At 69.3% G+C, this 24,832-nt stretch carries 19 protein-coding genes and 1 pseudogene; 10 read left to right on the top strand and 10 right to left on the bottom strand.

Annotated features, from left to right (window positions below; genetic code table 11):
- Positions 1–11: 11 nt before the first annotated feature.
- Positions 12–947, bottom strand: a pseudogene (locus EV193_RS06925) (SMP-30/gluconolactonase/LRE family protein); the annotation flags it as partial.
- Between the two features lie 45 nt (positions 948–992).
- Here EV193_RS06925 and EV193_RS06920 point away from each other — a divergent pair.
- Together EV193_RS06920 and EV193_RS06915 are read left to right on the top strand one after the other, a co-directional pair.
- Positions 993–1,445, top strand: coding sequence for an Lrp/AsnC family transcriptional regulator (locus EV193_RS06920; RefSeq protein ID WP_207222537.1), 453 nt, complete (start codon positions 993–995; stop codon positions 1,443–1,445).
- Between the two features lie 64 nt (positions 1,446–1,509).
- A complete protein-coding gene (locus EV193_RS06915; RefSeq protein WP_165401272.1) occupies positions 1,510–1,884 on the top strand; it encodes an FKBP-type peptidyl-prolyl cis-trans isomerase in 375 nt (124 codons plus the stop codon).
- 79 nt (positions 1,885–1,963) lie between these two features.
- Here EV193_RS06915 and EV193_RS06910 read toward each other — a convergent pair whose 3' ends face one another.
- Positions 1,964–2,734: an alpha/beta fold hydrolase gene (locus EV193_RS06910; protein ID WP_130343168.1), complete on the bottom strand. Its 771-nt coding sequence runs from the start codon at positions 2,732–2,734 to the stop codon at positions 1,964–1,966.
- Positions 2,735–2,781: 47 nt separating this feature from the next.
- Between EV193_RS06910 and EV193_RS06905 the strand changes: the two genes are divergently transcribed.
- Complete coding sequence (locus EV193_RS06905) at positions 2,782–4,104, top strand: cytochrome P450 (protein ID WP_130343167.1); 1,323 nt, start codon at positions 2,782–2,784, stop codon at positions 4,102–4,104.
- A gap of 48 nt (positions 4,105–4,152) precedes the next feature.
- On the opposite strand, the gene EV193_RS06900 is transcribed toward EV193_RS06905, so the two are convergent.
- The 3 genes from EV193_RS06900 to EV193_RS06890 form a co-directional block, all read right to left on the bottom strand.
- A complete protein-coding gene (locus EV193_RS06900) occupies positions 4,153–6,066 on the bottom strand; it encodes a beta-propeller domain-containing protein (RefSeq protein WP_165401271.1) in 1,914 nt (637 codons plus the stop codon).
- 141 nt (positions 6,067–6,207) lie between these two features.
- Positions 6,208–7,701 (bottom strand): FGGY-family carbohydrate kinase, encoded by a 1,494-nt coding sequence (locus EV193_RS06895; protein WP_130343165.1) that lies wholly within the window; start codon positions 7,699–7,701, stop codon positions 6,208–6,210.
- Between the two features lie 196 nt (positions 7,702–7,897).
- Positions 7,898–9,310, bottom strand: coding sequence for an L-fucose/L-arabinose isomerase family protein (locus EV193_RS06890; RefSeq protein ID WP_130343164.1), 1,413 nt, complete (start codon positions 9,308–9,310; stop codon positions 7,898–7,900).
- 115 nt (positions 9,311–9,425) lie between these two features.
- Here EV193_RS06890 and EV193_RS06885 point away from each other — a divergent pair, with 115 nt between their 5' ends.
- Entirely contained in the window at positions 9,426–10,421 is a 996-nt protein-coding gene (locus tag EV193_RS06885) for a LacI family DNA-binding transcriptional regulator (RefSeq protein WP_130343163.1), read from the top strand.
- 78 nt (positions 10,422–10,499) lie between these two features.
- Here the strand turns inward: EV193_RS06885 and EV193_RS06880 are convergent, their stop codons facing one another.
- The 4 genes from EV193_RS06880 to EV193_RS06865 all read right to left on the bottom strand — a co-directional run bounded on the left by EV193_RS06880 (position 10,500) and on the right by EV193_RS06865 (position 16,852).
- Entirely contained in the window at positions 10,500–12,983 is a 2,484-nt protein-coding gene (locus EV193_RS06880) for a glycoside hydrolase family 172 protein (protein ID WP_242613185.1), read from the bottom strand.
- 181 nt (positions 12,984–13,164) lie between these two features.
- Entirely contained in the window at positions 13,165–14,139 is a 975-nt protein-coding gene (locus EV193_RS06875; protein ID WP_341273141.1) for a substrate-binding domain-containing protein, read from the bottom strand.
- A 47-nt stretch (positions 14,140–14,186) separates the two neighbouring features.
- A complete protein-coding gene (locus EV193_RS06870; protein ID WP_130343162.1) occupies positions 14,187–15,275 on the bottom strand; it encodes an ABC transporter permease in 1,089 nt (362 codons plus the stop codon).
- Positions 15,272–16,852 carry a sugar ABC transporter ATP-binding protein gene (locus tag EV193_RS06865; protein ID WP_130343161.1) on the bottom strand — a complete coding sequence of 527 codons (1,581 nt, stop codon included), beginning with the start codon at positions 16,850–16,852 and terminating at the stop codon, positions 15,272–15,274. The genes EV193_RS06870 and EV193_RS06865 overlap by 4 nt, the downstream gene beginning before the upstream one ends.
- 240 nt (positions 16,853–17,092) lie before the next feature.
- On the opposite strand from EV193_RS06865, the gene EV193_RS06860 reads away from it, so the two are divergent.
- Both EV193_RS06860 and EV193_RS06855 read left to right on the top strand, forming a co-directional pair.
- A complete protein-coding gene (locus EV193_RS06860) occupies positions 17,093–17,674 on the top strand; it encodes a DNA-binding protein (RefSeq protein WP_130343160.1) in 582 nt (193 codons plus the stop codon).
- A 48-nt stretch (positions 17,675–17,722) separates the two neighbouring features.
- Positions 17,723–18,382 carry an RES family NAD+ phosphorylase gene (locus tag EV193_RS06855; RefSeq protein ID WP_130343159.1) on the top strand — a complete coding sequence of 220 codons (660 nt, stop codon included), beginning with the start codon at positions 17,723–17,725 and terminating at the stop codon, positions 18,380–18,382.
- Positions 18,383–18,539: 157 nt separating this feature from the next.
- Here the strand turns inward: EV193_RS06855 and EV193_RS06850 are convergent, their stop codons facing one another.
- Positions 18,540–19,583 carry a TerC family protein gene (locus tag EV193_RS06850; protein ID WP_130343158.1) on the bottom strand — a complete coding sequence of 348 codons (1,044 nt, stop codon included), beginning with the start codon at positions 19,581–19,583 and terminating at the stop codon, positions 18,540–18,542.
- A 533-nt stretch (positions 19,584–20,116) separates the two neighbouring features.
- Between EV193_RS06850 and EV193_RS06845 the strand changes: the two genes are divergently transcribed.
- From EV193_RS06845 to EV193_RS06830, 4 genes are all read left to right on the top strand, one after another.
- Positions 20,117–23,002, top strand: a complete 2,886-nt coding sequence (locus tag EV193_RS06845) for an alpha/beta fold hydrolase (RefSeq protein WP_130343157.1) — start codon at positions 20,117–20,119, stop codon at positions 23,000–23,002.
- Entirely contained in the window at positions 22,999–23,952 is a 954-nt protein-coding gene (locus EV193_RS06840) for an ABC transporter permease (RefSeq protein ID WP_130343156.1), read from the top strand. Before EV193_RS06845 ends, EV193_RS06840 begins: the two co-directional genes overlap by 4 nt.
- 44 nt (positions 23,953–23,996) lie before the next feature.
- Entirely contained in the window at positions 23,997–24,293 is a 297-nt protein-coding gene (locus EV193_RS06835) for a hypothetical protein (RefSeq protein ID WP_130343155.1), read from the top strand.
- Between the two features lie 106 nt (positions 24,294–24,399).
- A complete protein-coding gene (locus tag EV193_RS06830; protein ID WP_130343154.1) occupies positions 24,400–24,780 on the top strand; it encodes a VOC family protein in 381 nt (126 codons plus the stop codon).
- Positions 24,781–24,832: the final 52 nt, after the last annotated feature.

The following is a 24,832-nucleotide window of genomic DNA, read 5'->3' as shown; positions in this document are numbered from 1 at the left end:
CGCGGCCTACTGGGGTAGCGCGCGCCGTTGAACGTGACACGCAGCGTGTAGACCGACGCGCCGGCGGTGATGAACAGGTGGTTGAGCTTCGGGCCGCCGAAGGTCAGGTTCGCCACCGACTCGGGCAGCAGCAGCTTGCCGATCAGGCTGCCGTCCGGGTCGAAGCAGTGCACGCCGTCCCACGCCGCCGCCCACACCCGGCCGACGGAGTCCACGCGCATGCCGTCGAACTTGCCGTTGTCGCAGGTGCCGAAGATCTCGCCACCGACGAGCCCGTCGTCCTCGGTGACGTCGAAAACCCTGATATGGCTCGGATCCTGACGAGTGTCCACAATGTACAGTCGCTGCTCGTCGCGGGAGAAGGCCAGGCCGTTGGGGCGCACGAAGTCGTCGGCGACGATCCGCACCTCACCGGTGGACGGGTCGATCCGGTACACGTGGCACGCGCCGATCTCGCTCTCGGCGTCGTTGCCCTCGTAGTCACCGGTGATGCCGTACGACGGATCGGTGAACCAGATCGAGCCGTCGGTGCGGACGACGACGTCGTTGGGGCTGTTGAGTCGCTTGCCCTGCCAGCGCTCGGCGAGCACGGTGATCGACCCGTCGTGCTCGGTGCGCGTGACCCGACGGTTGCCCTGCTCGCAGGTGATCAGCCGGCCCTGGCGGTCGACGGTGTTGCCGTTGGCGTAGCCGCTGCCGTGCCGGAAGACGCCGACGGCTCCGGTGGTCTCGTCCCACCGCAGCATCCGGTCGTTCGGAATGTCGCTCCAGACCAGGTAGCGCCCGGCCGGAAAGTAGGCAGGCCCTTCCGACTTGCGCGCGCCGGAGTGCAGTCGCTCGACCTTGTAGTCGCCGTCGCACCACCGGAACCGCTCGTCCAGCTTCTCGAACCGTGCGTCGATGAAATCAGCACGTCCACCTAATGAGGTTCCGTATAGTACGTTCATAGCCGAACATGATATGCCTAGCGTGCGACGTAGGGAGACTGTGTGATGGACGACACCGACCGGAAGCTGATCGCGGCGCTCCAGCGGGACGCGACCGCGTCCTACGCGACGCTGGGCGAGGTCGTCGGCATGTCCGCGGGCTCGGCGCACGACCGGGTGCGCAAGCTCCGCGACCGCGGCGTCATCCGCCGCACCACCGTGGAGGTCGATCCGGCGGCGGTAGGCCGTGGAGTCTGCGCGTACGTGCTGATCGAGTCGTCCAGGTGGATGGGCGACAAGGCCGACGAGCTCGCCGCGCTGCCCGAGGTGCAGGAGGCGCACGTGATCGCCGGGCCGGCCAGCCTTCTGGTGAAGATCCGCGTCCCCACCACCGAGGACATCCAGGCCTGCCTGCGCAAGCTCTACGACATCCCCGGCGTCAGCGGCACGCAGACCGTCGTCGTACTGGAGACCTTCTTCGAGCGCAGCGTCGACCCCGGCACGCCGAGTACCGGGTAGTCCGCAGGGCGCGAGCGCGTCCGTGATGGGGTGGTGCCGAACAAAACGTCAACCGAAGGAGCCCATGGCACTGGAGAAGCCCGTCGTCGAGCCGCACGACGGCACACCGCCCACGGACCTGCTCGTCGAGGACATCACCGTCGGCGAAGGGCCCGAGGCCGCGCCGGGCAACGCCGTCAGCGTGCACTACGTCGGCGTGTCGCACTCGAGCGGCGAGGAGTTCGACGCCTCCTGGAACCGCGGCCAGCCGTTCGAGTTCCCGCTCGGCGGCGGCACGGTGATCGCCGGTTGGGACAAGGGTGTCGCCGGGATGAAGGTCGGTGGCCGTCGCAAGCTGGTCATCCCGCCGCACCTCGGTTACGGCGACCGCGGCGCCGGCCGCGCGATCAAGCCGGGCGAGACCCTGATCTTCGTGGTGGACCTGCTCGGTGTGAACTGAGTCGCCGGCACGTCACGCGGAGCCGATACCCGTTGCGGGACAAGCACATCGGCTCCGCGTGCACGTCCACAGTGGACGATCAGGCGCGCACGGCGTCCAACAGCCGCTCCAGCAACGGCCACAGTGCCGCCGGATCCTCGACGTGCGCGTTGTGCCCGAGACCGTCGAGCACCACCGCGTCCGGCCGCACCGCCCGCAACCGATCCGGCGGGCACATCGGATCGCGCTCCCCCGCTGCCAGCACGACGTCCGCCCGTGCCGCGGCGAGCAGCCCGGTCATATCCGGTGCGCCGACACCGAACGCACCGGGATCCAGCGCCAGCCGCCAGCCACCGTCCGCCTCGACCACGCTCGGCGACAGGTCGTCGGACTCGGGCGCGACCAGCCCGGCGAGCCCACCGACCTTGAGCGACCGGTCCAGCGCCTCGGCCCGCGTCGGGAACACCCGGTTCGGCTTGGCCGCCAGCCCGGCCGCCTTGGCCAGCTCGTCGCCGGTCCAGTCGATCTTGATGCCGAGCCCGCACGCGGCGGCCACCGGAACCCCGAACCAGCCACTGGCCAGGGTCAGCCCCAGCACGCCGCCGAGCGAGTGCCCGAGCACCACCACCGGATCGCCGTCCACCTCACGCGCGATCGCCGCCGCCATCCCGCCGAACGAATAGCTGCCCAGGGGCGCGGAGCGGCCGTGTCCGGGCAGATCGACCACCAGCCAGCGGCCCGGCCACCGGTCGGCGAGCACCTCGCCGAGTCCGCGCCAGACCGTGCCGGTCGCGCCGAGCCCGTGCAGCAGCACCAGGGTCGGCCCGCCTTCGCCGTGGCGCTCGACGTAGAGCCGCGATTCCGTGTCCACCCGACGGATCTTGCCGTACCCACACCACCTCGGTACAGAATGCGAGCATGACCGCCGCGCTCGACACGATCATCGACCCGGACACCTACACGCGCGGCGTGCCGCACGACCTACTGACCGCGCTGCGCCGCGACTCGCCGGTGATCCGGATGCCCGAGCCGGCCGTCGAGCACTGGCCGGAGGGCCCCGGATTCTGGGCCGTCCTGCGGCACGCCGACGTCAAGCAGGTCCTCCGCACCCCGGCCGTCTTCTCCTCCCAGCTCGGCGCGACCCAGATCCGCGACCCGGCCACCCCCGAGGCGCTGACCTACGTGCGCCGCATGATGCTGAACCTGGACCCGCCCGAGCACTCGCGGATCCGCGGCCTGCTCACCAAGGCGTTCACACCCCGCGCGATCGCCCGGCTGGAGAACAAGATCGAGCGGTGGGCGCACGAACTGGTCGCCGCGGTCGCGCCGCGCGGCGAGTGCGACTTCGCCAAAGACGTGGCGGCCGATCTGCCGCTGCTCACGCTCGCCGAGATCTTCGGTGTGCCGCCACAGGACCGCTGGCTCATGTTCGACTGGAGCAACCGGGTCATCGGGTACCAGGACGCCGAGTACTCGACCAGTGCCGCGAGCGACGAGCGTGCGGAAGGCGCCACCGACATGGCGCGCGCGGCGCTCGACCTGCGCCCCGTACCGGGCCCGGACGGCCGCATGCCGGACCCGCGAACCAGGGACGGCATGCCCGATCTGTACGCCTACGCCAACGCGCTCGGCGACTACAAGCGGACCAACCCGGGCGACGACGTGATGAGCAACCTCATGCGGCACCGGGACAGCACCGGCGCCGTGACGCTCGCCGAGTTCGAGAACCTGTTCTGGCTGTTCTCCGTGGCGGGCAACGAAACCCTGCGCAACGGCCTGCCCGGCGGAATGCTCGCCCTGCTGTCCACTGTGGACCAGTACCGCCTGCTGCTGCGCGAGCGCGACCTGCTGCCCGGCGCGGTCGAGGAGATGCTGCGCTGGTGGACGCCGGTAATGCACTTCCGGCGCACCGCCACCCAGGACACCCGACTGTCCGATGTGGACATCAAGGCCGGCGACAAGGTCGTGGTGTGGTTCTCCTCGGCCAACCGGGACGAGAGCGTGTTCGCCGAGCCGGAGGCGTTCGACATCACCCGGACCGCGAACGACCACCTCACGTTCGGCCACGGCCCGCATTTCTGCCTCGGCGCGCACCTCGCCAAGGTCCAGATGCGGGCGATGTTCGCCGCGGTACTCGATCAGCTCGGCCAGGTGGAGCTGGCCGGCGAGCCGGTGCGGCTGCGGTCGAACTTCCAGAACGGGATCAAGAGCCTGCCGATTCGGTGGCGTACGACGAAGTGAGTGGGTGTTCCCCCCGACGGCGAACACCCACTCACTCCTGCTCGCTGGTCAGGCGAACGGCACCCATCCCTGCTGTGCCACGCGGTCCTTGCCGCTGACCATCGCGCCCGCCGCGGACACCGTCCACAGCTCGTTCCCGATCACGATCGCGCGCCGGATCTGCTCGCCGTAGTAGCTCGTCGAGGAGGCCCGCGCCTGGTGCTCGATCGTGCCGACCTCAGTGAACCCGTTGCCGGACAAGCGAAGCACCAGCGCACCGTTGACCGGCTGCTCACCGGACCGCGAGCCGTACCCGCGCACCGGGACGACCAGCAGCCCGTCCTCCGGCCAGTACAGGAACGCGTGCGCGTCGCGCTCCACCTCGGACGTCGTACCGGCCAGCTTGTGCGCGTTCAGCAGCTTCGGGTCCGCCGGGTTCGCCACGTCGAACAGCGACACCTGGGTGCCCAGCCGCCGCCCCTCGGTCGTCGCGTCCTGACCGACGCCGATCAGCTTGCCCGGGCCGGCGGCGTGCAGATATGCCGAGTAGCCGGGGATCTTCAGCTCGCCGACCGTGCGCGGCTTGGTCGGGTTGGACAGGTCCAGCGTGTACAGCGGGTCGGTCTGCCGGAACGTCACGACGTAGCCGACCGGACCGAAGAACCGCACCGCGTAGATCCGCTCCCCCGGCCCGAGACCGGTCACCTTGCCGATCTCGCCGAGCGTGCTTCCGTTGCGCCGCAACACGGTCACCCGGCTCTCCGACCCGCTGCCGGATCGCGCGGAGGGCTGGCCGGTCGTGGTCGCCACCCGCAGGTTGCCGTCGTGTTCGGACAGCGAGTACTGGTTCAGCAGCCGCCCCTCGACGCTGCCGGACCCGACGTAGTCCGGCTTGCCCGGCTTGCCGATGTCGAACTGGTGCACGTCCACCCGCTGCTCACGCGGCGGCATGGGCGTCGGCATGCCCGGCACGCCGCCGCGCGGCATGATCGTCGTGCCAGCGCGGTCGTCGGCGACGTACAGGTTCGTCCCGGTGGCGTACACGGTCTCGCCGTCGCCGGCCACCGACACCGGCTCGCCCGTGCCGAGTTCCTTGGTCAGGTCGACCGACAGCACGGTCAGCATCGACTTGCCGGTGAACTCCTTGGCGTGCTTGATGTTCGCGCACTCGACGAGCTGGCCCTGCCGCCGGTCGACGCCCGCCTCGAGCTCGTAGCGCGGCAGCCAGTCCTGGATGGTCGACCGGTCCAGGATGCCCTGGTTCTCGCGCTCCGCCTCGGCGCGCGACTTGCCGGAAGCCGGCCGCGTGAACGGGATGCGCGGGGTGGACCGCACCACGACCCGCGCCGTGCTGCCCACCTGACGAGCGTCCACATAGGACCCGTCGAGCTTGAGGGTGCCGATCGTCTTCGGCGTGCCGGCGAGGTCGATCAACGTCAGCGTCGACCCCTGCACCGGCGTCGGCATCGGTCGCGCGTCCGGCACACCGCGGATCGCCGGCTCGGCGCGGTACATCGGCTGTTTCGTCACGACCAGCGCACGGTCACCCTGCACCAGCAGTTGGTGCTGGCCGCCTTCAGGCAGTGGCACGGTCGCGGTGACCGTGCGGCCGCGGACGTCCAGCACGCGGAGTTTGCCGTCCACGACGCTGATCAGTCGCCGGCCGTCGGTCTTGGTGAGGTCCGGCTCGTCCACGCCGGCCTCGTGCGTGTTCGTGGTGGAGTGCTTCGGCGCGTCGGTGGGCGCGGACCCGGTCGAGCCCGGCGACGACTCGGCGGCGGCCCGGCTGTCGCTCCCGTTGGCCTCCCTCGGCGCACGGGGCATGGCGTCGGTGTACCCACCGCTGTTCCACCCGTTGGAGCCGATGTACGGCCTCGCCGCCGATCGCAGCCCGTTCAGCGCTGATTCACACGAGTCGTAGGAGACCAGCGCGATCTCCGGCGCGTCCGGCGTGGACGATCCGGTCCCGGTCCCGGCCGTCACGGCCACGACCACCCCTGCGGCCGTCGCGGCCGCTACGGTGGCGACGCCCGCGCGTCTTAACCACCATCCTGTGTCGGTGTTCATGCACCCAGGACGGAGACCCGACGTTCGTCGGTTGCACGGACTCCGAGACTTGTTTCGTCAGCCCTCGGCGTCGGCCGCGTGCTGCTCGGCCGCCAGGAAGTGCGCGATGTCCACTGTGGACGGATACAGCTCCCGGTACCGCTTGTAGAACTCGTCGTAGGCTCGTGCCCGGCCGGCGTCCGGCCGGACGGTCTGCTCCACCGGGTTCCACTGCTCCCGGTCGACGTCCTGGCCGAGTGCGGTCGCGGCGAGCAGCGCGTCACCGAAACACGCGCCCACCGTCTCCCGGGGGATCTGCTGCTCCGCGCCGATCACGTCGGTCACGATCTGCGTCCAGAGCCCGCCCTGCGTGCCACCGCCGACAGCGACCAGCCGGGTGGACCCGCCGCCCGCCTCGCGCATCGCCTCCAGGTTGTGCCGCACGCCGTAGGCGATGCCCTCGAGCGCGGCGCGGTACAACTCGGCTCGGCCATGGCCGAGCGTGAGGCCCGCGATGATCCCGCGCGCCTCCGAGTCGAAGATCGGGGTGCGCTCGCCGGCGAAGTACGGCAGCAGCAACAGCCCTCGGCTGCCGGCCGGCACGGCGGCCGCCTCCTCGACGAGCGTGCCGAACTCGCCGCCGACGAGCTTGCGCAGCCAGTCGGTGATCGCGCCCGAGGTGGCCATTCCGGCGGCGAGTGAGTACGTGCCCGGGAACGCGCCGCGGGTGGTCCACAGGCCGGCGTGCGGGCTCGGGTCGGACAGCACCTGGATCAGGAACATCGTGGTGCCGTACATGACCATCACGTCGCCGGGGTCGGTGACGCCGACGCTGGTGCCCTCGGCCCACGCGTCCACCGTGCCCGCGGTGACCGGAAGTCCTTGCGGCAGACCGGTTAGCGCCGCCGCCTCGGCCGACACCTCACCGACCACCTCGGTCGGCCAGGCCAGCTCGGGCAGCGAGAGTCCCGGTGCGATGCGCTCGCACCAGTCCGTGGCCCACTCCGCCTCGCGCAGGTCGTACATCGGGTCGCACTGGCTGGCCGAGTGGTGGTCGAGCACGTACCGCCCGGTCAGTTTGTGCACCAGGTACGAGCTGGCCATGAACCACATCGCGGTGCGCTCGTAGCGCTCCGGCTCGTTCTTGGCGAACCAGCGCACCTTCGGCCCGACCGCCTGCGAGGACAGCGGGGTGCCACCCCGGCGCAGAATCTCCTCGGCGCCGATCTCGGCGTTCAGCTCATCGATCTCCACGCCGGCGCGGGTGTCCACGCCGTACAGGATCGCCGGGCGCAGCGGGGCACCCGCGTCGTCGGCCGGCATGAAGCACGGGCCGATGCCGGAGACACCGAGGCCGATGATCGGCTGGTCCGCGGCGGCCACCAGCTCACGGGTGATCACCAGAAAGTCCTGCCACCACACGGTTTCCGCGTCGTGCTCCACCCAACCCGGATGCGGGTAGGAGGTGTCGTGCGGACGGCTTGCCCGCGCCACGATCGTCCCCCGTGGACTGACGAGCACACCCTTGGAGCTCGACGTGCCGATGTCGACGCCGAGCAGCAATCCATCCATTCAGTTCACCCACATCGCAGGTTGGCCACCCGGGCGCGTCCAGGTGGATGAGCTACAAGGCGGAGGGAGAGACTCGTATTGGTCATACTCGAACGACCGACAACGCATGTCCCGGGTGCGGGTGTCCCGCATTAACCGAGCGCCGCCTGGGCGTGCCCTGCCCGACCACCACATCAGGTTGCCCGACACTCTCTTGTCAGCCCCGGGTGAACTCGTCGAGGGTGATGTCCAGCAACTCACAAACGGCGCGCAGTTCGGCGCGTCGGTCACCGGGGATCGCGTGGATGTGGTTCGCGCCGAACCTCGACAGGAACACCTCGCCGGGTGCGTCCAGCCGGGCCCACGCGTGCGGCCACTCCGGCGTGGACATCTTCATCAGCGACTCGGTGGTCTCCTTGTCGTACTCCTCGAAGTCACCGAGCATCAGCTGCAGGCGGTACTTGCCGTCGTTGCGGGTCAGCCGCCCGAGTGTCATCTGGCCGGCGGCGGCGATGTGCTGCACCGACGCGCCGCCCGCCGGGAAGAAGAACACCTCCGGGTAGAGGTTCACCTTCGCCAGGTTCTCGGCCGGGTCGTCACTGCGCGCGGCGAACCAGGTGGCGTGCTGACCGGAGTTGCACAGGTCCCAGATGTCCTTGTCGCCGTGGTAGTGCCGCACGTCGGCGAACAGCACCGGCGTCTTGGAGATGTGCTTCATGATCTGCATCGTGAGCGCGCCGTCCATGTCCGCCTCGGTGGCGCAGACGTGCGTCTCCTTCGGCCCGTTCCAGTCGTACGGGTCGTTCAGCACCGCCTCGACGATGTCCATCGTGGCGAAGTACTGGGTCATCTCCGGCTGGCCCTTGATGCCGGTGAAGTCGAGGTTCCACTCGTCGATCAGCGAGCGCATCGCGAGGTAGGAGCCGACCTGCTTCTCCAGCAGCTCGGGGGTGAGCTTCTTGCCGTCGTAGTGCACGGTGGCGTGCCGCTCGAACCACTCGCGCCCCTTGCGCTTCTCCGCGGGGTCGGCGAGCTCGGTGCGGCGCACGATCTCGTACTGGTCGATCTCCTCGACGTCGACGCCGAAGATCCGCTGCCACTGGTCGGTCGCCGCGACGGCGGTGTTCATGCCCATCGGACGGCCGCCGATCCGGCCGAACGTCGAGCCGCGCAGGCTCGACACCGCGCCCGCGGCCGAGGCGTGCACGCCGATCGCGTCGATCACGGCCTTGTCGGTCGGGTCGCCCCACAGGCGGGTGTGCCGGCGGCCGATCTGGTCCAGCGCGCCACCGCCGGCGAGCATGCCGACCATGCCGGGCTGCACCGGGTCGATGTTGGCCAGCAGCAGCAACGGGCCGCTGATCTGGCCGGCGGCGAGCATCGTGAAGTGCGGGAACGCCCAGACGCAGTAGTGCAGCACGGTGATGTCGACATCGGCGGCCTGCACTTCGCGCGCCACCGAGGTCGCCACGGAGTTCGCGGACACCGGAGCGGAACCTCTCACCACCTCATGGCCGGCCGCCTCGAGGCTCTGCACGAGCTTGTCCTCGTTGCCTCTGATGAAGTCGGCGATGCCGGAGTGGACGTAGTCCCGGCCGTCCGAGATGTTGATGACGCCGATGCGAGCCACTGATCCTCCTGTGATGGCAACAGGTCCGGCCATTCGCGCGTGTTCTGAGTAATCGTTTTCTCAGACGCTATTCTGCACGTCAGGCAACTGTCAATAGGTCGGAGGTGGGGCGGTCGTGGCGACGATAAGCGACGTCGCGTCGATGGCGGGTGTGTCGACGGCGACGGTCTCCAGAGCGCTCAACGGCAAGTCCACGGTGGACCCCGAGCTGGCCGCACGGGTGTTCGCGGCAGCCGAGGAACTCGGGTACTCACCCAACGGACCGGCGCGCAATCTGCGCCGTCAGGAGGCCGCCGTCCTCGCGCTGATCATCTCCGACGTGGAGAACCCGTTCTTCACCGCGATCGCCCGCGGTGTCGAGGATGTGGCGCAGGCGGTCGGGTACTCGGTCGTGCTGTGCAACTCCGACGAGAGCGGCGACAAGGAGCGGCGCTACATCGACGTGGCGATCCAGGAGCGGGTCGCCGGGGTGATCCTGTCCCCCACCAGTACGACCACCAACACCAAGCGGCTCACCGACCGCGGCATGCCGGTGGTCGCCGTCGACCGTCCGCTGCCCGACGACGAGCACGACATGGTGCTCGTCGACACCAGGATGGCCGCCAAGGAGGCGGCGGCACACCTGTTCGCCCAGGGCTACGAGCAGGTCGGTTGCATTACCGGACCGGCCGGCGTGCGCACCGCGGACGACCGGCTCGCCGGGTACCGGGATGCCGTGCGCTCGGCCAAGAAGCGCAGCTCGGCGCGGCTGGTGCGGCGCACCGAGTACAAGGCGGCCGGTGCCAAGGCCGCCACCGTGGGCCTCATGTCGCAGGACGACCCGCCGGACGCGCTGCTCGTGGCCAACAGCTCGATGGTGATCGGCGTGCTCGAAGCGCTGGACGAGCTGGGCAAACAGGTGGGCAGGGACGTCGGCGTGGTGGCGTTCGACGACGTCTCCTGGGCCAAGCTGGTCGACCCGCCGCTCAGCGTGGTCGCCCAGCCGGCCTACGAGATCGGCACGGTGGCCGCCCAGCTGCTGCTGGCCCGCATCGCCGACAGCGATCGCGCGGCCACGACCACCACGCTCAGCGCCCGCCTCATCGAACGTGGCTCATCCAGCCGCGCCTGACCACCGGGGTTTGCCGTCGTTGCGGACACCCCGAACCGGGGTTTGTGGGTCTTGAAGACCCACAAACCCCGGGCTCGATCAGCGGGTGAGCACCCGGTAGCGGGATGCGGACCAGGGTGGCGCGCCCGTTTCCGGCTCGATCCGCACGGTCACCGACGCCTTGCCCGAGGTCACCGACGACGGCAGCTCGAAGGAGTCCTCCAGCCAGCGCGAGTGCTTGTTGCCCAACGGCTGCATCCAGGTGCCCACGGCCAGCCCGTCGACCAGTACGGTCGCCCGCTGGTACGCCGTGGCCTGGTCGCCGAGGCGCAGCAGCCGCACACCGGCGTTGTCCTGCTTGACCGCGACGGTGAACTCGACCGGCCCGGTCGCCGTGGTGGTGCCCCGGCGGATCGGCGCGGTGTCGTTGTCACCTTCGAACGTGGACTCGAGCACCGACCGCGTCTCGTTCACCGCGGTGTACTTGTGCGCCGTGCGGCTGGCCTCGTCGGTCACGTCCACGCCATCGGTCTCGGTGAGCCCGACGTCCGGCTGGCCATACCAGTACGCGGTCGAGCCGTAGTCGCCCGGCTCGTTGTTGGCCGGCCCGTGCTCGATGCCGAAGCGCAGCGACGTCGCGAACGACACCGCGTCGCCCACCAGCAGCCGATACGCGCCGGTGCAGTCGTACTGACAGCCGTCACCGTCCATCTCGTGCGACGGGTTGCCGGCCAGCGGCATCGCGTACGTGGTGCCGTCCCGGAAGTACCACCCGGACTCGTAGTAGTCCTCGCTGCCGGTGCCGTACAGCGTCGGACTGGCCGCGCCGTCCACGTAAACGCGCTCGTCGCCCTCGAGGTAGTTGCGCCGGTTGCCGGCCGCGATCAGCCCGCGCATCGAGTGCGTGGCGCCGTAGAACAGGCCCCGGCCGTTGGTCTGCAGGAACACCCAGTCCGCGCCGTTCACCGTCTGCCCTCGGTGGTGGGTCGCGTTGAAGTAGCCGAGCGAACCGCCGGGCTTGAGCTTGGCCGGCACGGTCGAGTCGGCCTTCGTGGCGACCTCCACGGTGGCCCCGGTGATCGGGATCCCGCTGCCGTTGACGATCTCGACCTTGGCGCCCTTCGCGTACGGCATCGGCCACCAGGACTGGTACCAGCCGTCGAACGAGCCGTCGATCGTGGTCATCAGGTTGCGCACGTCGTGCTCGCCCAGCCCGGAGCCGAAGAACTCGCCGATCGGCGCGTCCACTGTGGACTTGCCGTCGAACGTGATGCGCAGCCGCGCGTCGTTGAGCACGGCGTCGGAGCGGCTCAGCTCGTCCGGGTTGGACGGGTAGCGGTAGGCGCGGAAGCCGTTCCACGTCTGCAGCCGGATCACGTAGCCGTGCGCCGCCTCTTCGCTGGTGTGGCCCGGTCCGACGTCGATGATGTCGGTGCGCACCCAGTCGTTGCCGACCTTGGAGTGCACGTCGTAGCGGAACTCGTTCACGTCGAGACTGGACGAGATGAACTCGGTCGCCACGTTGACCTGGAACTTGCCGCCGGTGAGCGCCTGCGGCACCTCGATGATGTGGTTGTCCCACAGGCCAGGCCGGCTCGGACCGCTGTCCAGTACGGCGATCTCCCGGCCTTCGACCTTGAGCCGGGTGCGTTGGTCGGCGATCAGCGGGTCGTACCGCCTGGTGATGCGCACGCCGCTGTTGCCGGGGTGGATGTTCGCCCGGAAGCTCGACCCGCCGCTCGGCCCGAACGCCCGACCGTCGCTGACGACCCTCGGGCTGGCCACCACCTGCGGCAGCCGCACTCGCAGTTGGTTGATCCAGCCGGCGCCCTTGAGGTCCATGAACGACGCGGCCGCGCCCGGCGCCACGTCCTTGGTGTTCGCCTGCACCGGCGCGCCCGGCACGAACGGCTTCGGGTCACGGACGCCGAACCCGCGCAGGTTGGTGATCACGTCGTCGGCGCGGTCGGCCGGGTTGAACGTGCGCACGCCGATCGGGTCGGCGAACTCGCGGTAGCTCACGTGGTAGAAGAGCGGGTTGTGCTGGACGGTGACCCGCATCGAGTTGACGTACGGCATCGGCACCTTGATCACCGCGCCGCCCGAGGTGTCGTTGCCGTTGCCGACCAGCGGCCACACGAACGGTGCGCCGCGCTTGCCGTCCACCACGTCCTGGAGCATGGCGTTCAGCACGGTCACGCCGTCCATCTCGACCCGGATCCGGCCGGTGTTGACCATCGAGCCGTAGTCGCGGGTGAACCACATCGACTCGATCTGACCCGCGCCGGTCTTCTCCGCGATGACACAGCCGGCGGCGGTGATCCGTAAGCAGGAGTAGGTGCCGACGAACCCGTCGTCGTTGCCGCCGGTGCGGTCGTAGCTGGAGAACTGCTTGACCTGCGAACCCGCGCGTAACCGTGCCGCGCCGTCGAGCGTGCGGTACACGTCCCAACCGATCGGCCCCTTGTCCGCGAGGGCCGCGGTCACCCCGGGCACGCGCGGCGGTTGCGGCAGCTGCTGCTGCGCGCTCGCCGGCGTGGTGCCGGGGATGACCAGGGACAGGGCGATGGCCGCGAGGGCCACCGCCCACCGTCTTCCGCCCGAGGGGCCCGAGTCCCCTCCGGGGGACTCTCCACCATCCGTGCGACGGGGGGAACGCGGTGAACGTGATCGCATGGGAAAAGCTCCCCTCGTCGTACGGACAGTGTACGGCTGAGCACACGCAGCTATCACCCTAACGAGTGGGTGAAGGCCGCGATACGGTTCAGCCCGCGTTCAATCGGGTGTAAACCTGCTGTGCGTTCTCCTTGGACACCAGCTCGGTCTGCAGCAGCTGCTGCTTGGCCACGGACTGGCAGTCGACCAGGATCTTCTTCGCCGTTTCGATGGCCTCCTTGCCGGCCGTCGGGTAGACGAACGTGGCGGCGAGCCGGCCGGCCTCGACCGCCTTGATGCCGCCGGCGTCGATCGGCAGGCCGTCGATGCCGGTGACCACGATGTCCTTGCGGCCGAGCTGCTCAGCGGCCTTGTACACACCCTCGGCCATCGGGTCGTTGTGCGCGTACACGTGCTTGATGTTCGGGTGGCTGCGCAGCAGCTCGGTGGCCTTGGTGACGGCGATGTCGCGCTCCCACTCGGCGTCGGCCTGGGCGACGATCTTGATCTTGTCGCCGGCACCCTTGCGGAACCCGTCACCGCGTTCGCCGGCCGGGGTCGAGCTGGACAGACCCCGGATCTCGAGAATCTCGCCGCCCTGCGGAAGCAGTTTCTCGGCGAAGTACTTTCCGGCCGCCTCACCGATCTTGATGTTGTCCGCGCCGATCCACTGGTTGTAGTCCTCAGTGGTGGTCTTCCGGTCGAGCACGATGACCGGAATTCGCGCGTTGTAGGCCTTCTTCACGATATCGGTGAGCGGCGCCGCCTCGTTCGGGCTGACGATGATGAGGTTCACCTTCTGCGTGATGAAGGTCTGCACCTGCTCGGCCTGCCTGGCGCTGTCCTTCTGCGCGTCGGCGAGCTCGACCTTGAACTGGGGCACCTTCGAGCCGGCCTTCTGCACGTCGTCGTCCATGCGGACGCGGTAGGGCTCGCCGCGGTTCGCCTGGCTCATCCCGATCGTGTACTTGCCGTCGGCGCCGCACTTCTCCGGCTTGCCCGCCTCCGCACTGCCTCCGGTCTGCTCACTCGTCGTCCCGCAGCCGGCCAGCGCGAGCGTCGCGCACGCAGCCAACACTGTCACCGCCGCACCACGGCGTGCCATTCTTGTCATGAGCGTGCTTCCCTTCTTCACGAACTCACCGATGCCGGGCGAATACGTTGCAGGCCCGCGGCAAGCACAATTACCAAACCGATGATTATCGATTGCCAATCCGACTTGATGTTGTTCAGTCCGAGGATGTTTTCCAGCATTCCGACCAACAACGCGCCGGCGACCGTGCCGAGTACGGTTCCTCGGCCGCCCATCAAACTCGTTCCACCGATGACCACGGCGGCGATCGCCTTCAATTCGAACATCGTGCCGTCGTTCGGCCCGCCGAAGTTCAGGTATCCGGCGTGCACGATTCCGGCGAGCGCGGCGCACAGCCCGCAGATCGCGAACACGATGATCTTCACGCGCATGACCGGCACACCGGACAGCCGCGCGGCCTTCTCGTTGCCGCCGATCGCGTACACGTGCCGGGAGAACGAGGTCACCCGCAGCGCCATGATCGCCAGCGCGGCCACGGCGGCGAAGATCAGCGTCGAGATCGGCACCACGCCGTTGAACGTGCGCTCGCCGATCAGCGAGAACACCTCGGGCGCCTTGCTCGGATCGTCGTTCCCGTAGGAGATCTGCACGCCCTGACCGCCGGAGGTGATCCTGGCCAGGCCGCGCGCGACCTGCATACCGGCCAGCGTCACGATGAACGCCTGGATCCCGAACGACGCCACCAGCGCGCCCTGCAGCGCGCCGAACGCGAGCCCGAGGATCAGCACGACCACGACCGCCGGGCCGACTCCCCAGTTCTCGTTCACCAGCAGCACGGCGACCACGACGCTGGAGAAGCCCAGCATCGAGCCGACGGACAGATCGATCCCGCCGATCAGGATCACCAGCGTCATGCCGACCGCGAGGATGCCGATCTCGGACACCGACCGCACGATGTCGAACAGGTTGTTCACGCCGAGGAAGATCAGCTCGCCGTTCACGTTGGGCGAGAAGATCACGCCCGCGATGAACACCAGGGCCAAACCGAACAGGCTCTGGAACCGGAACAGCGTGGCGACCACGTTCTTCCGGCCGCCGCCACCCCCCTTTACCGGCGTCGCGGCCTGCACCTCGTCCGGCTCCTCGGCCGAATCCGTCGTCGTCACGTCACCCTTGTCCGAGCTCATGCCACCTCACCGCCGTTCGCCTCGCCGTTCGCCAAGGCGTCGACCACCATTCCTTCTCCCATGGAGGCCGCCAGCAGGTCGGCCTCCCCGACTTCACTCGTATTCAGCTCGCGCACGCTGCGCCCGTCCCGAAGCACGATCACCCGGTCACACACACCGACCAGCTCGGCCAATTCCGAGGACGCGAACAGCACGCCGACTCCCCGCTTGGCCGCTTCGCCGAGCAGCCGGTAGATCTCCGCCTTCGCGCCGACGTCCACCCCGCGGGTGGGCTCGTCGAGCAGCAGCAGCACCGGGTCGGTGAGCATGCCCCGACCGAGCACCACCTTCTGCTGGTTGCCGCCGGACAGCGAGCCGACCGGGTCGTTGATCGACCCCAGCTTCACGCCGAGCTCCTCGACACTGCGTTGGGCGGCGTCGCGTTCGCGCCCCCGCGGCACCGCGCCCGCCACGGCCAATCGGTCCACAATGGACAGCACGGTATTGGCGAGTACCGAGTGCTCCAGCGCCAGCCCGGCGATGCGCCGGTCCTCCGGCACGAACGCCATGCCCATGCGCAGCGCCCGACGCGCGCCGCGCGGCCGGATTCGCTTGCCCCGCAACGAAACCTCGCCGCTCCAGGAGCCGGGCGAGCCGATTCCGTACAGCGTCTCGAGCAGCTCGGTGCGGCCGGCGCCGAGCAACCCGGCGAGCCCGACGATCTCCCCGGCGCGCACGCTGAGCGTGATCCCGTTCGGGTCTCGGCGGCCGGGGCTCGGGTGCTTCGGGTGCACGTGAAGGTCGTTCACCACGAGCACCTCGTCGCCGGTGGCGGCGGTCGAGGTGTGGAACAGGGTCTGCACCGGGCGGCCGACCATCGCCTCGGAGGCCTGGGCCGCGGTCAGCTCGCGGGCGTCGAACTCGGCGACGACCGAACCGTTGCGCAGCACGGTCGCGCGGTCGGCGACGCGGCCGATCTCCTCCATGCGATGCGAGATGTAGACCATGCCGACGCCGCTGGCCCGCAGCTCGCTGATCACCTCGAACAGCTGCTCCACCTCGTGCGAGGACAGCGCGGAGGTGGGCTCGTCCATGATCAGCACCCGCGCGTCCAGGGACAGCGCCTTGGCGATCGTGACGAGCTGCTGCTCGCCGGTACGCAGTTCCTCGACAAGCCGGCGAGGATCGAGCGCGACCCCGGTGCGCTCGAGCAACTCGCCGGTTTGTCTGATCATGCGCCGCTTGTCGACCGTTCCGGCGCGCGTCTTGAGTTCCTTGCCGAGGAAGATGTTCTCCGCGATGGACAGCGCGGGCACCAGGTCGAGCTCCTGATGGATCATCGCGATACCGGCACGCTGGGCATCGATCGGGCGGTTGAACCGAATCCGGGCACCCTCGATGAAGATCTCGCCCTGGTGGTCGACAACCTCACCGGACAGCACCTTCATCAAGGTCGACTTGCCCGCGCCGTTCTCGCCGAGCAACGCGTGCACCTCGCCGGCGCGCACGGTGAAGTCAATGTCCCGGCAGGCCTGGACTCCCCCGTAGGACTTGCTGATGCTGGTCATTTCGACCAACGGACTGACGTCGTCGTCCATCCCATCCCTCGTCGCCGAAGGTGTGTTCGGCCGCCGGCTGTGTCGGGTCACCGGCACGCCGAGAAATCGATTACTCGGAGACGCTAGGGCTGGCCCGTTCGTTGTGTCAAGCGTCACCGGATCAGGCGATTCCCAACCGTCGCCTACCGATTGTGATTTAGTATGTGCGGCAAGTGTCGATCTTGGTGATTTTCGGCACAAACGCGCACGAAAGCGCACAGACGGGTTAGTCTATGCGGCATGACTGCGCTCGAGACCGTGTTGGCAAAGGCAGGCCTGCGTGTGAACGCCGTGGAGTTCCTGCACCTGGTGGAGGATGCCGCGAAGCGTCTGTCACCGCCCAACCCGGACCCGACCGACTACTTCTCCTCCGAGCAGCGCGACGCGCTCGGAGAGGTCGGGCTCGACCTGTCCCCGCGCCGCCCCGACGAGATCGACGCGCGCGCTCGAACCGTTGCGGCACAGACGGTTCTGCGTGACTCGGCGCTCACCGTGCTCGACGCGGCACGCAAGCTCGGCGTCGACGACAGCCGCATCCGGCACCGCCTCGCGGCCGGCCGGCTGGTCGGCTGGAAGGACCGGGGCGGCTGGCGGCTGCCCGCGTGGCAGTTCACCAGCAGCGGCGTGCTGCCCGGGTTGGAGACCGTCCTCGCCGCGGTGCCGGACGACCAGCCCCCGCTCGTCGTCGCCGCGTTCGTGACCACGCCCCAGGAGGACCTGCGGATCAACGGCTCGCCGGCCACGCCGAGACAGTGGCTGCTCGCCGGCGGCGAACCGCAGCGGGTCGCGGAACTCGCGGCCGTGCTCGGCATTCCGGCGTGACCGTACTCCGGACCGCCGCCGACCACAGCTGACTGGATCCCCTTCGACATGGCACGGCTCCCCCAGCCGCCGAGTCCCGCTGCGCTGCGCGCGTTACTGCGTGTGGATGAGGACATCGTCGCAGTACACAGCGCCACCCGGCTCGTGCGTATTTTCGCCGCGGGTGGCGCGCACCGGCAGCGGTGGAACACGTTCCGCTACACCGGGCCGCTGCCGCACGGCCGGTTCGACCCGCAGGAGCCCAAGCCCGACGGATCGCCGTCCACCACGCCCGAGCACGGCGTCGTCTACTTCGGACTGTCCGTGCGCACCAGCGTGGCCGAGGTGTTCCAGGCGACCTCGGTACTCGACCGCGCCACCCGCCGGCCGCACCTGGTGATCGTCCGCCCGCGCCGCACGCTGCGCCTGCTCGACCTGTCCGGGCTCTGGCCGACCAGGGCCGGCGCGTCCCAGTTGATCAGCAGCAGCGGCACCAAGGCGGTGACCCAGGCGTGGGCGCGCGCGATCAGGGCGGCGCACCCCGAGTTGGACGGCGTCTGGTACCGGTCCTCGATGGACTCCGGCTCACCCGCGCTGGCGCTGTGGAACCCGCCGGCCGCCGACGCGCTGCCGGCCAACCCGGACGTACTGGTCCCACTCAGCTACCCGGGCCTCGATCTCCCACTCGCCCGCGTCTGCGAGGAACTGAACTACACGCTGCTGGACTAAGTACTACAGGGCCTTTCCGGCGTGTCGTGAGCCACGCTAACGGGTCGAGCCCGCTGAACCTTTAGCCGCGCTAACGGGTTCAGCGGGCTCGACCCGGCTGTAGCCCTGTAGTACTAGGGCCTGTCCTGGGCCACCGCGTGCCGCGCGTGGAACCGGACTACGCGTTGCTGGACTGGGACTTCGAGGAATCCGTGGCGTCCTCAGAGTCCGCGTTCTCCTCCGCGGCCTTCTTCTCGTCCTTGCGCGACTTCATCAGGCTCGCGATCGCGGTGATCGCCAGCACGCCGACGATCACGGCCAGCGAGACCTCGATGCCGACGGTCGGGACGTGCAGGCCCTCGCCGTTGTTGATGAAGCTCAGCGTGTTCGAGTGCAGCGCCTCCAGGATCAGCTTCACGCCGATGAAGCCGAGGATCACCGCGAGGCCGATGGACAGGTACACCAGCTTCTTCAGCAGGCCGCCGAGCAGGAAGTACAACTGCCGCAGGCCCATCAGCGCGAAGGCGTTCGCGGTGAACACCAGGAACGGCTCCTTGGTGAGCCCGAAGATCGCCGGGATCGAGTCGACCGCGAACATCAGGTCCGCCGAGCCGATCGCGATCATCACGATCATCATCGGCGTGACGTAGCGCTTGCCGTCGATCTTGGTGATCGTCTTGGAGCCGTGGTAGTCCTCGGCGACCGGGAGGAACTTGCGGGCCAGCGTGGTGACCTTGTTCTCCTCGTAGTCCTCGTCATCGTGCCCGAGGCCGGTGCTGGACAGCTTCCACGCCGTGTAGATCAGGAAGACGCCGAACAGGTAGAACACCCAGCTGAACTCGGCGATGGCCGCCGCGCCGACCGCGATGAAGATGCCGCGCATCACCAGCGCGAGCAGGATTCCCACCAGCAACACCTTGTGCTGGTGCACCTTCGGCACCTTGAACGCGGACATGATCACCAAGAAGATGAACAGGTTGTCCACCGACAACGAGTACTCGGTGATGTATCCGGCGAAGTACTCCCCGGCGTGCTGGCCGCCCGAGAAGAACCAGATGCCCAGGCCGAACAGGACCGCGATCGCGACGTAGAAGGTCACCCATCGAGCAGCCTCGCCGACCGTGACCTCGTGCGGCTTGCTGTCCACAATCACGAGATCGATCAAGAGCAGCAGCAGCAAACCCCCGAGCGTCGCCGCCCAAACCCAGACAGGGATGTTCATTCAGTCAAACCTCCGGTGCTACGGACGAACCGCCGAACAACCGGAGGTCTCTTCCGCCAGCGTAGCGGCTGGCCGCCGACGCCGGGACCGCGAACGGTGCCGTGTTGACGACGTCGACGCGAAGGAATACTCCCCTCCACTTGGTGACCATTGTTCACTGTCCGCGCCCGCGACACCAGCCGGGTGGGCTGTGTTCTCTATCTCGGGCAGGGTCGCCTGGTTCGGCTTCGCCGAACGGGGTTGTGGTCTTTTTGGGTGGGTGGCTGGGTGCCGGGTGTGGGTGGTTGGGTTTCGTGGGTGGTTCAGTCACGCCTCCTCCGAGACAGTGGGCTCGTTCCTCGCCCGCTGTCTCTCCGGCGTCGTAGGGGCGACCGCCCTCGACAATGAGTTTCGACCTCAGCGGGCTTTTGATCGGGGCGGTCAACACACCCGGCTGCGTGAAGTCGGTAAGTGGGTAGGTGAGCCGGGGTCGGGTTCTGGCGGGTTTCAGGTCGTTCTCAGATATCTCAGCGAAACTCGCATAACGTCGTGCCGTGCCCCGAACTCCCAGGCCGCGCACGTTCGTGGTCATCCTGCTCGTCGCCCTCCTCGCCGCGGCCGGCGTGGTGTGGTTCCTTGCCGATGATGACACCGCCGAGGTCCGTACGCAGGAGTCCGTGCTGCCCATCGGCACCGGAATCAGCCAAGTGCGCATCGACACCACCCTGTACCTCCCCGAGACGGGGACACCGGCGCCGGCGATCTTGCTCGCGCACGGGTTCGGTGGAAGTAAGGACAGCGTCGCCGGCGAGGCCAGGGAGATGGCCGAGCGCGGATTCGTGGTGCTGGCCTATTCCGCCAGAGGGTTCGGCCGCAGCACCGGGGAGATCGCGCTCAACGCGCCGGACGCCGAGGTGGCCGACGCGCGCGAGCTGATCAGCTGGCTGTCCACCCGGTCCGAGGTACAGAAGGACGGGCCGAACGACCCGCGGGTCGGCGTCACCGGCGCGTCCTACGGCGGCGCGCTCTCACTGCTGCTCGCCGGGCACGACCCCCGGGTGGACGTGCTGGCGCCAGTGATCACCTACAACGACCTCGGCCAAGCGCTGATCCCCAACGCGGCCACCACGCGCACCGACCTGCCGGGCACCCCGGCCGCCGGCGCGTTCGAGGCCAACGGCGTGTTCAAGCGCTCGTGGGCCGGCATCTTCTTCGCCGCCGGAATGGGCGGCGCGGGCCTGGCCAACCCACAGGCCGACGCACCGGAGCCGGGCGACGAGGAGGACCAGAACGCCGATCCGCCCGCACCCGGCGGCGGTGACCCGACCGGCGGCGCGGGTGGTGGCGGAATCCCGGGCGCGGGCGCTCCCGGGCAGAACGGCGGGCAACGCCAGGCCGGGCCGATGAACGCCTGCGGCCGGTTCCGGCTGGAGATCTGCCGCGCCTACGCCGAGGTGGCCACGACCGGCAAGGCCAGCCAGGCGACCGTTGACCTGCTGCGGTCGGTCTCCCCCGTGTCGGTCGCCGACCGGATCACCAAGCCGACGATGATCGTGCAGGGCGAACAGGACACGCTGTTCGGGCTCGACCAGGCCGACGCCACCGCGCGGGCAATCGCGCGGGCGGGCGGCAAGGTGAAGGTGTCCTGGTACACCGGTGGCCACGACGGCGGCCGGCCGGGCAAGGAACTCCGATCGTCCATTGTGGACTGGTTCGACTTCCACCTGCGCGGCAACGGATCCGACCCGGGCTCCGGCTTCCAGTACGCCGTGCAGGGGGCGCTGCGCGCGCAGGGCACACCGTCGGTGCGCACGGTCACCGCGGCGAACTACCCGGGTGCGGCGAGCGGTGCGGGCGAGCGCAAGACCGTTCCGCTGCGCGGCGAGCAGCAGACCGTGGTGAACCCGCCCGGCGGCAACCCGGCGTCGGTGAGCAGCATGCCCGGCCTCGGCGCGATGATCGGCAGTTCGTCGCGGCTGGCCGGCCGGATGGCGATCGACCTGCCGGGACAGGTGGCGCGATTCCGCAGCGCGCCGCTGGACGGGCAGTTGCTGATCGCCGGCTCGTCGACCGTGCGGCTGCGCATCGCGGCGGTGCCCGGCCAGCCGCCCGGAGAGGGCGTGTTCTTCGCCAAGATCTACGACGTCGGACCGGACGGCGTGAAGATCCTCCCCGGCTCCAACGTCTCCGCGTTCCGAGTGCCGAACCTGCCGGCCGACGGGCGGCCGGTCGAGGTGACCGTGACGCTGCCCGGCATCGTGCGGCCGATCGAGGCCGAGCACGCGATCGAGCTGGCGGTCACCACGACCGACCAGTCCTACGCCACGCCCGCGCAGCCGGCCGCCTACACGGTCGCGCTGGCCGAGCCGGCTTCCCTTGCCGCGCCGGTGGTTCCGGGTTCCGCGTCCAGCACCGGCCCGCCCACCGCGCCGCTGATCGGCATCGGCGTGGTGCTCGGGCTGGCCGTACTCGGCGGTATCGCGATGATCGTGCTGCGCCGCCGCCGGTCCGATGTGGACAGTGAGCTGGCCGACGTGCCGCTGGTGATCGAGAACCTGTCCAAGTCCTACCCCGGTGGCGTCACCGCCGTGGACAGTCTCTCGTTCCGAGTGGACACCGGGCAGGTGCTCGGCCTGCTCGGCCCGAACGGCGCCGGCAAGACCACCACGCTGCGCATGCTGATGGGGTTGATCACGCCGACCACGGGCACGATCCGGGTATTCGGGCACAAGATCGACTCCGGCGCGCCGGTGCTGTCCCGGATCGGCTCGTTCGTCGAGGGCTCCGGCTTCCTGCCGCACCTGTCCGGCGAGGCGAACCTGCGGCTGTACTGGGCGGCCACCGGTCGGCCGACCGAGCACGCGCACTTCAACGAGGCGCTGGAGATCGCCGGACTCGGCGACGCGGTCAGGCGGCGGGTGCGCACCTACAGCCAGGGCATGCGCCAGCGGCTGGCGATCGCGCAGGCCATGCTGGGGCTCCCCGATCTGCTGGTGCTCGACGAGCCGACCAACGGGCTGGACCCGCCGCAGATCCACCAGATGCGCGAGGTGCTGCAGAAGTACGCGAGCACCGGGCGCACCGTGCTGGTCTCCAGCCACCTGCTCGCCGAGGTGGAGCAGACCTGCAGCCACGTCGTGGTGATGCACCGCGGCCGGCTGATCGCCTCCGGCGAGGTGTCCGACATCGTGGCCGGCGGTGGCGAGGCGACCTTCCGGGTGGACCTCCCGGACCGGGCCGCCGAGGTGCTGCGCGGATTCGACGGCGTGTCCGAAGTGTCCACAGAGGACGGTGTCGTGCACGCCAGCCTCAACGGCACGCCGAGGTCGACCGCGGTGGCCGCGCTCGTCGAGGCGGGCGTGGCGGTGGAGCAGGCGGGCCCGAGGCGCCGCCTGGAGGACGTGTTCCTGGAGCTGGTCGGAGAGGAGGCGTCCGGATGAGCGACCGGAAGTCCACAGTGGACAGTACTGATCACGAGGTGCACACCGACCCGGCGGCGGTCGCCGAGTTCACCGAGATGGCCTCGCACGAGCACGTCGGGGTCGGCGCGGCCGGCGCGTCGGCGGGTTACCGTCCACAAGGGACACTCAAGCTGCGGGTGGAGCTGGTCCGCCAGCTCCGCCGTCGCCGCACCCAGCTCATCTTCGGCTTCCTCGTGCTGCTGCCGTTCCTGATCGCCGGGGCGTTCGCGCTGGGCGACGCGTCGCCGAACCGGCGCTCCGGCGGGTTCGTGGACCTGGCCACGGCGAGCGCCCCGAACTTCGTGGTGTTCATCCTGTTCGCCGCCGGCACCTTCCTGCTGCCGATGATCGTGGCGGTGTTCTTCGGTGACACGATCGCCAGCGAGGCGTCCTGGTCGAGCCTGAAATACCTGCTCGCGATGCCCGTGCCACGCACGAGACTGTTGCGGCAGAAGGCGATCGCGTCGGCGCTGCTGTCGTTGACCGCGATCGCGCTGCTGCCGGCGGTGGCGCTGCTGGCCGGCGTGATCTTCTACGGCGCCGGTGAGGCGGTCAGCCCCACCGGGGACGCGATCCCGTTCTCCAGCGGCGTGTACGCGATCGGCCTCGCGGTCTGCTACCTCGCGATCCAACTCCTCTGGGTGGCCGGGCTGGCGCTGTTCCTGTCGGTGCTGACCGACGCGCCGCTGGGTGCGGTGGGTGGCGCCGTGCTGGTGTCGATCCTGTCCCAGATCCTCGACCAGATCACCGCGCTCGGCGGGATACGCGACGTACTGCCGACGCACTTCGCGTTCGCCTGGTCGGACCTGATCGCCACGGACATCGACTGGGAGCAGATGACCCAGGGCGCGTTCTCCGCCGTGCTGTACTGCGGTGTGTTCGGCGCGCTCGCCGTGCGCCGCTTCACCCGCAAGGACATCACGAGCTGACCGTCTGCTGTAGACAGGAAGGCAGTCGACGAGAGGATCCTGTGATGACGCGCGCGTACGGCGAGCCCCACGTCCTGACCGACGGGAGCACGGTCATCCCGGTCGCGCGCGTCGGACGTGGCGGACGGGTCACCCCGGTCGGCGTGTTCGTCATCCACGAGGGCAAGGCATCGTGGGAGGCGGCCGTGGACCGTGAGCGGATCGCCCTGCTCGGCGCGATCACCGGGCTCGTGGCCGCGACGTTGTCCACCCTCGCGATTCTGCGCCGGCCGCCGTGGCCGGACCTGTCCGTGCCGGGACTGCGGGTGCTCAACCAGGCCAAGCCCGACCCTCACGTCTGACACCGACGCCTGACCAAAGCCCGCCAGGACAGAGCCGTTCGCCCCTGCCTCGCTTCGCGTCGCCGCGCGTACCGTCCGTGCGGCGATCAAGAAGAGGAGGCGCCAAATGCCTCGTCCCGTGCACTTCGAGATCCACGCCACCAACCCGGATCGGGCGAGGACGTTCTACGAGACGGTGTTCGGTTGGGCGTTCGTGCGACTGGCGGACAACCCGTACTGGCTGATCCAGACCGGCGATGGGCCGGGCATCGACGGCGCGCTGACCCCGAGGCTGGGCGTCGAACCCGCGCTCGACGCGCCGATGGCGGCGTTCCCGCTGACCATCGACGTGCCCGATCTCGACGGCTTCACCAACGCGGTGACCATCGCGGGCGGGCTCGTCGTGGTCACGCGCAGCGCGGTGCCCGCCGTGGGATGGCTGGCCTACTGCCGCGACACCGAGGGCAATCTGTTCGGACTCATGCAGACAGACATCGAAGCACGCTAGGGGGAATCGTGATCACCAGCGGCGACGGGGCACACGACGGCAACTACACGGT

Origin of the sequence: Herbihabitans rhizosphaerae, from assembly GCF_004216555.1 — a bacterium.
In the GTDB taxonomy this organism is placed as follows: Bacteria; Actinomycetota; Actinomycetes; order Mycobacteriales; family Pseudonocardiaceae; genus Herbihabitans; species Herbihabitans rhizosphaerae.
The sequence above is the reverse complement of the archived record's forward strand: the minus strand, read 5'-3'. Positions and strand labels throughout refer to the sequence as shown.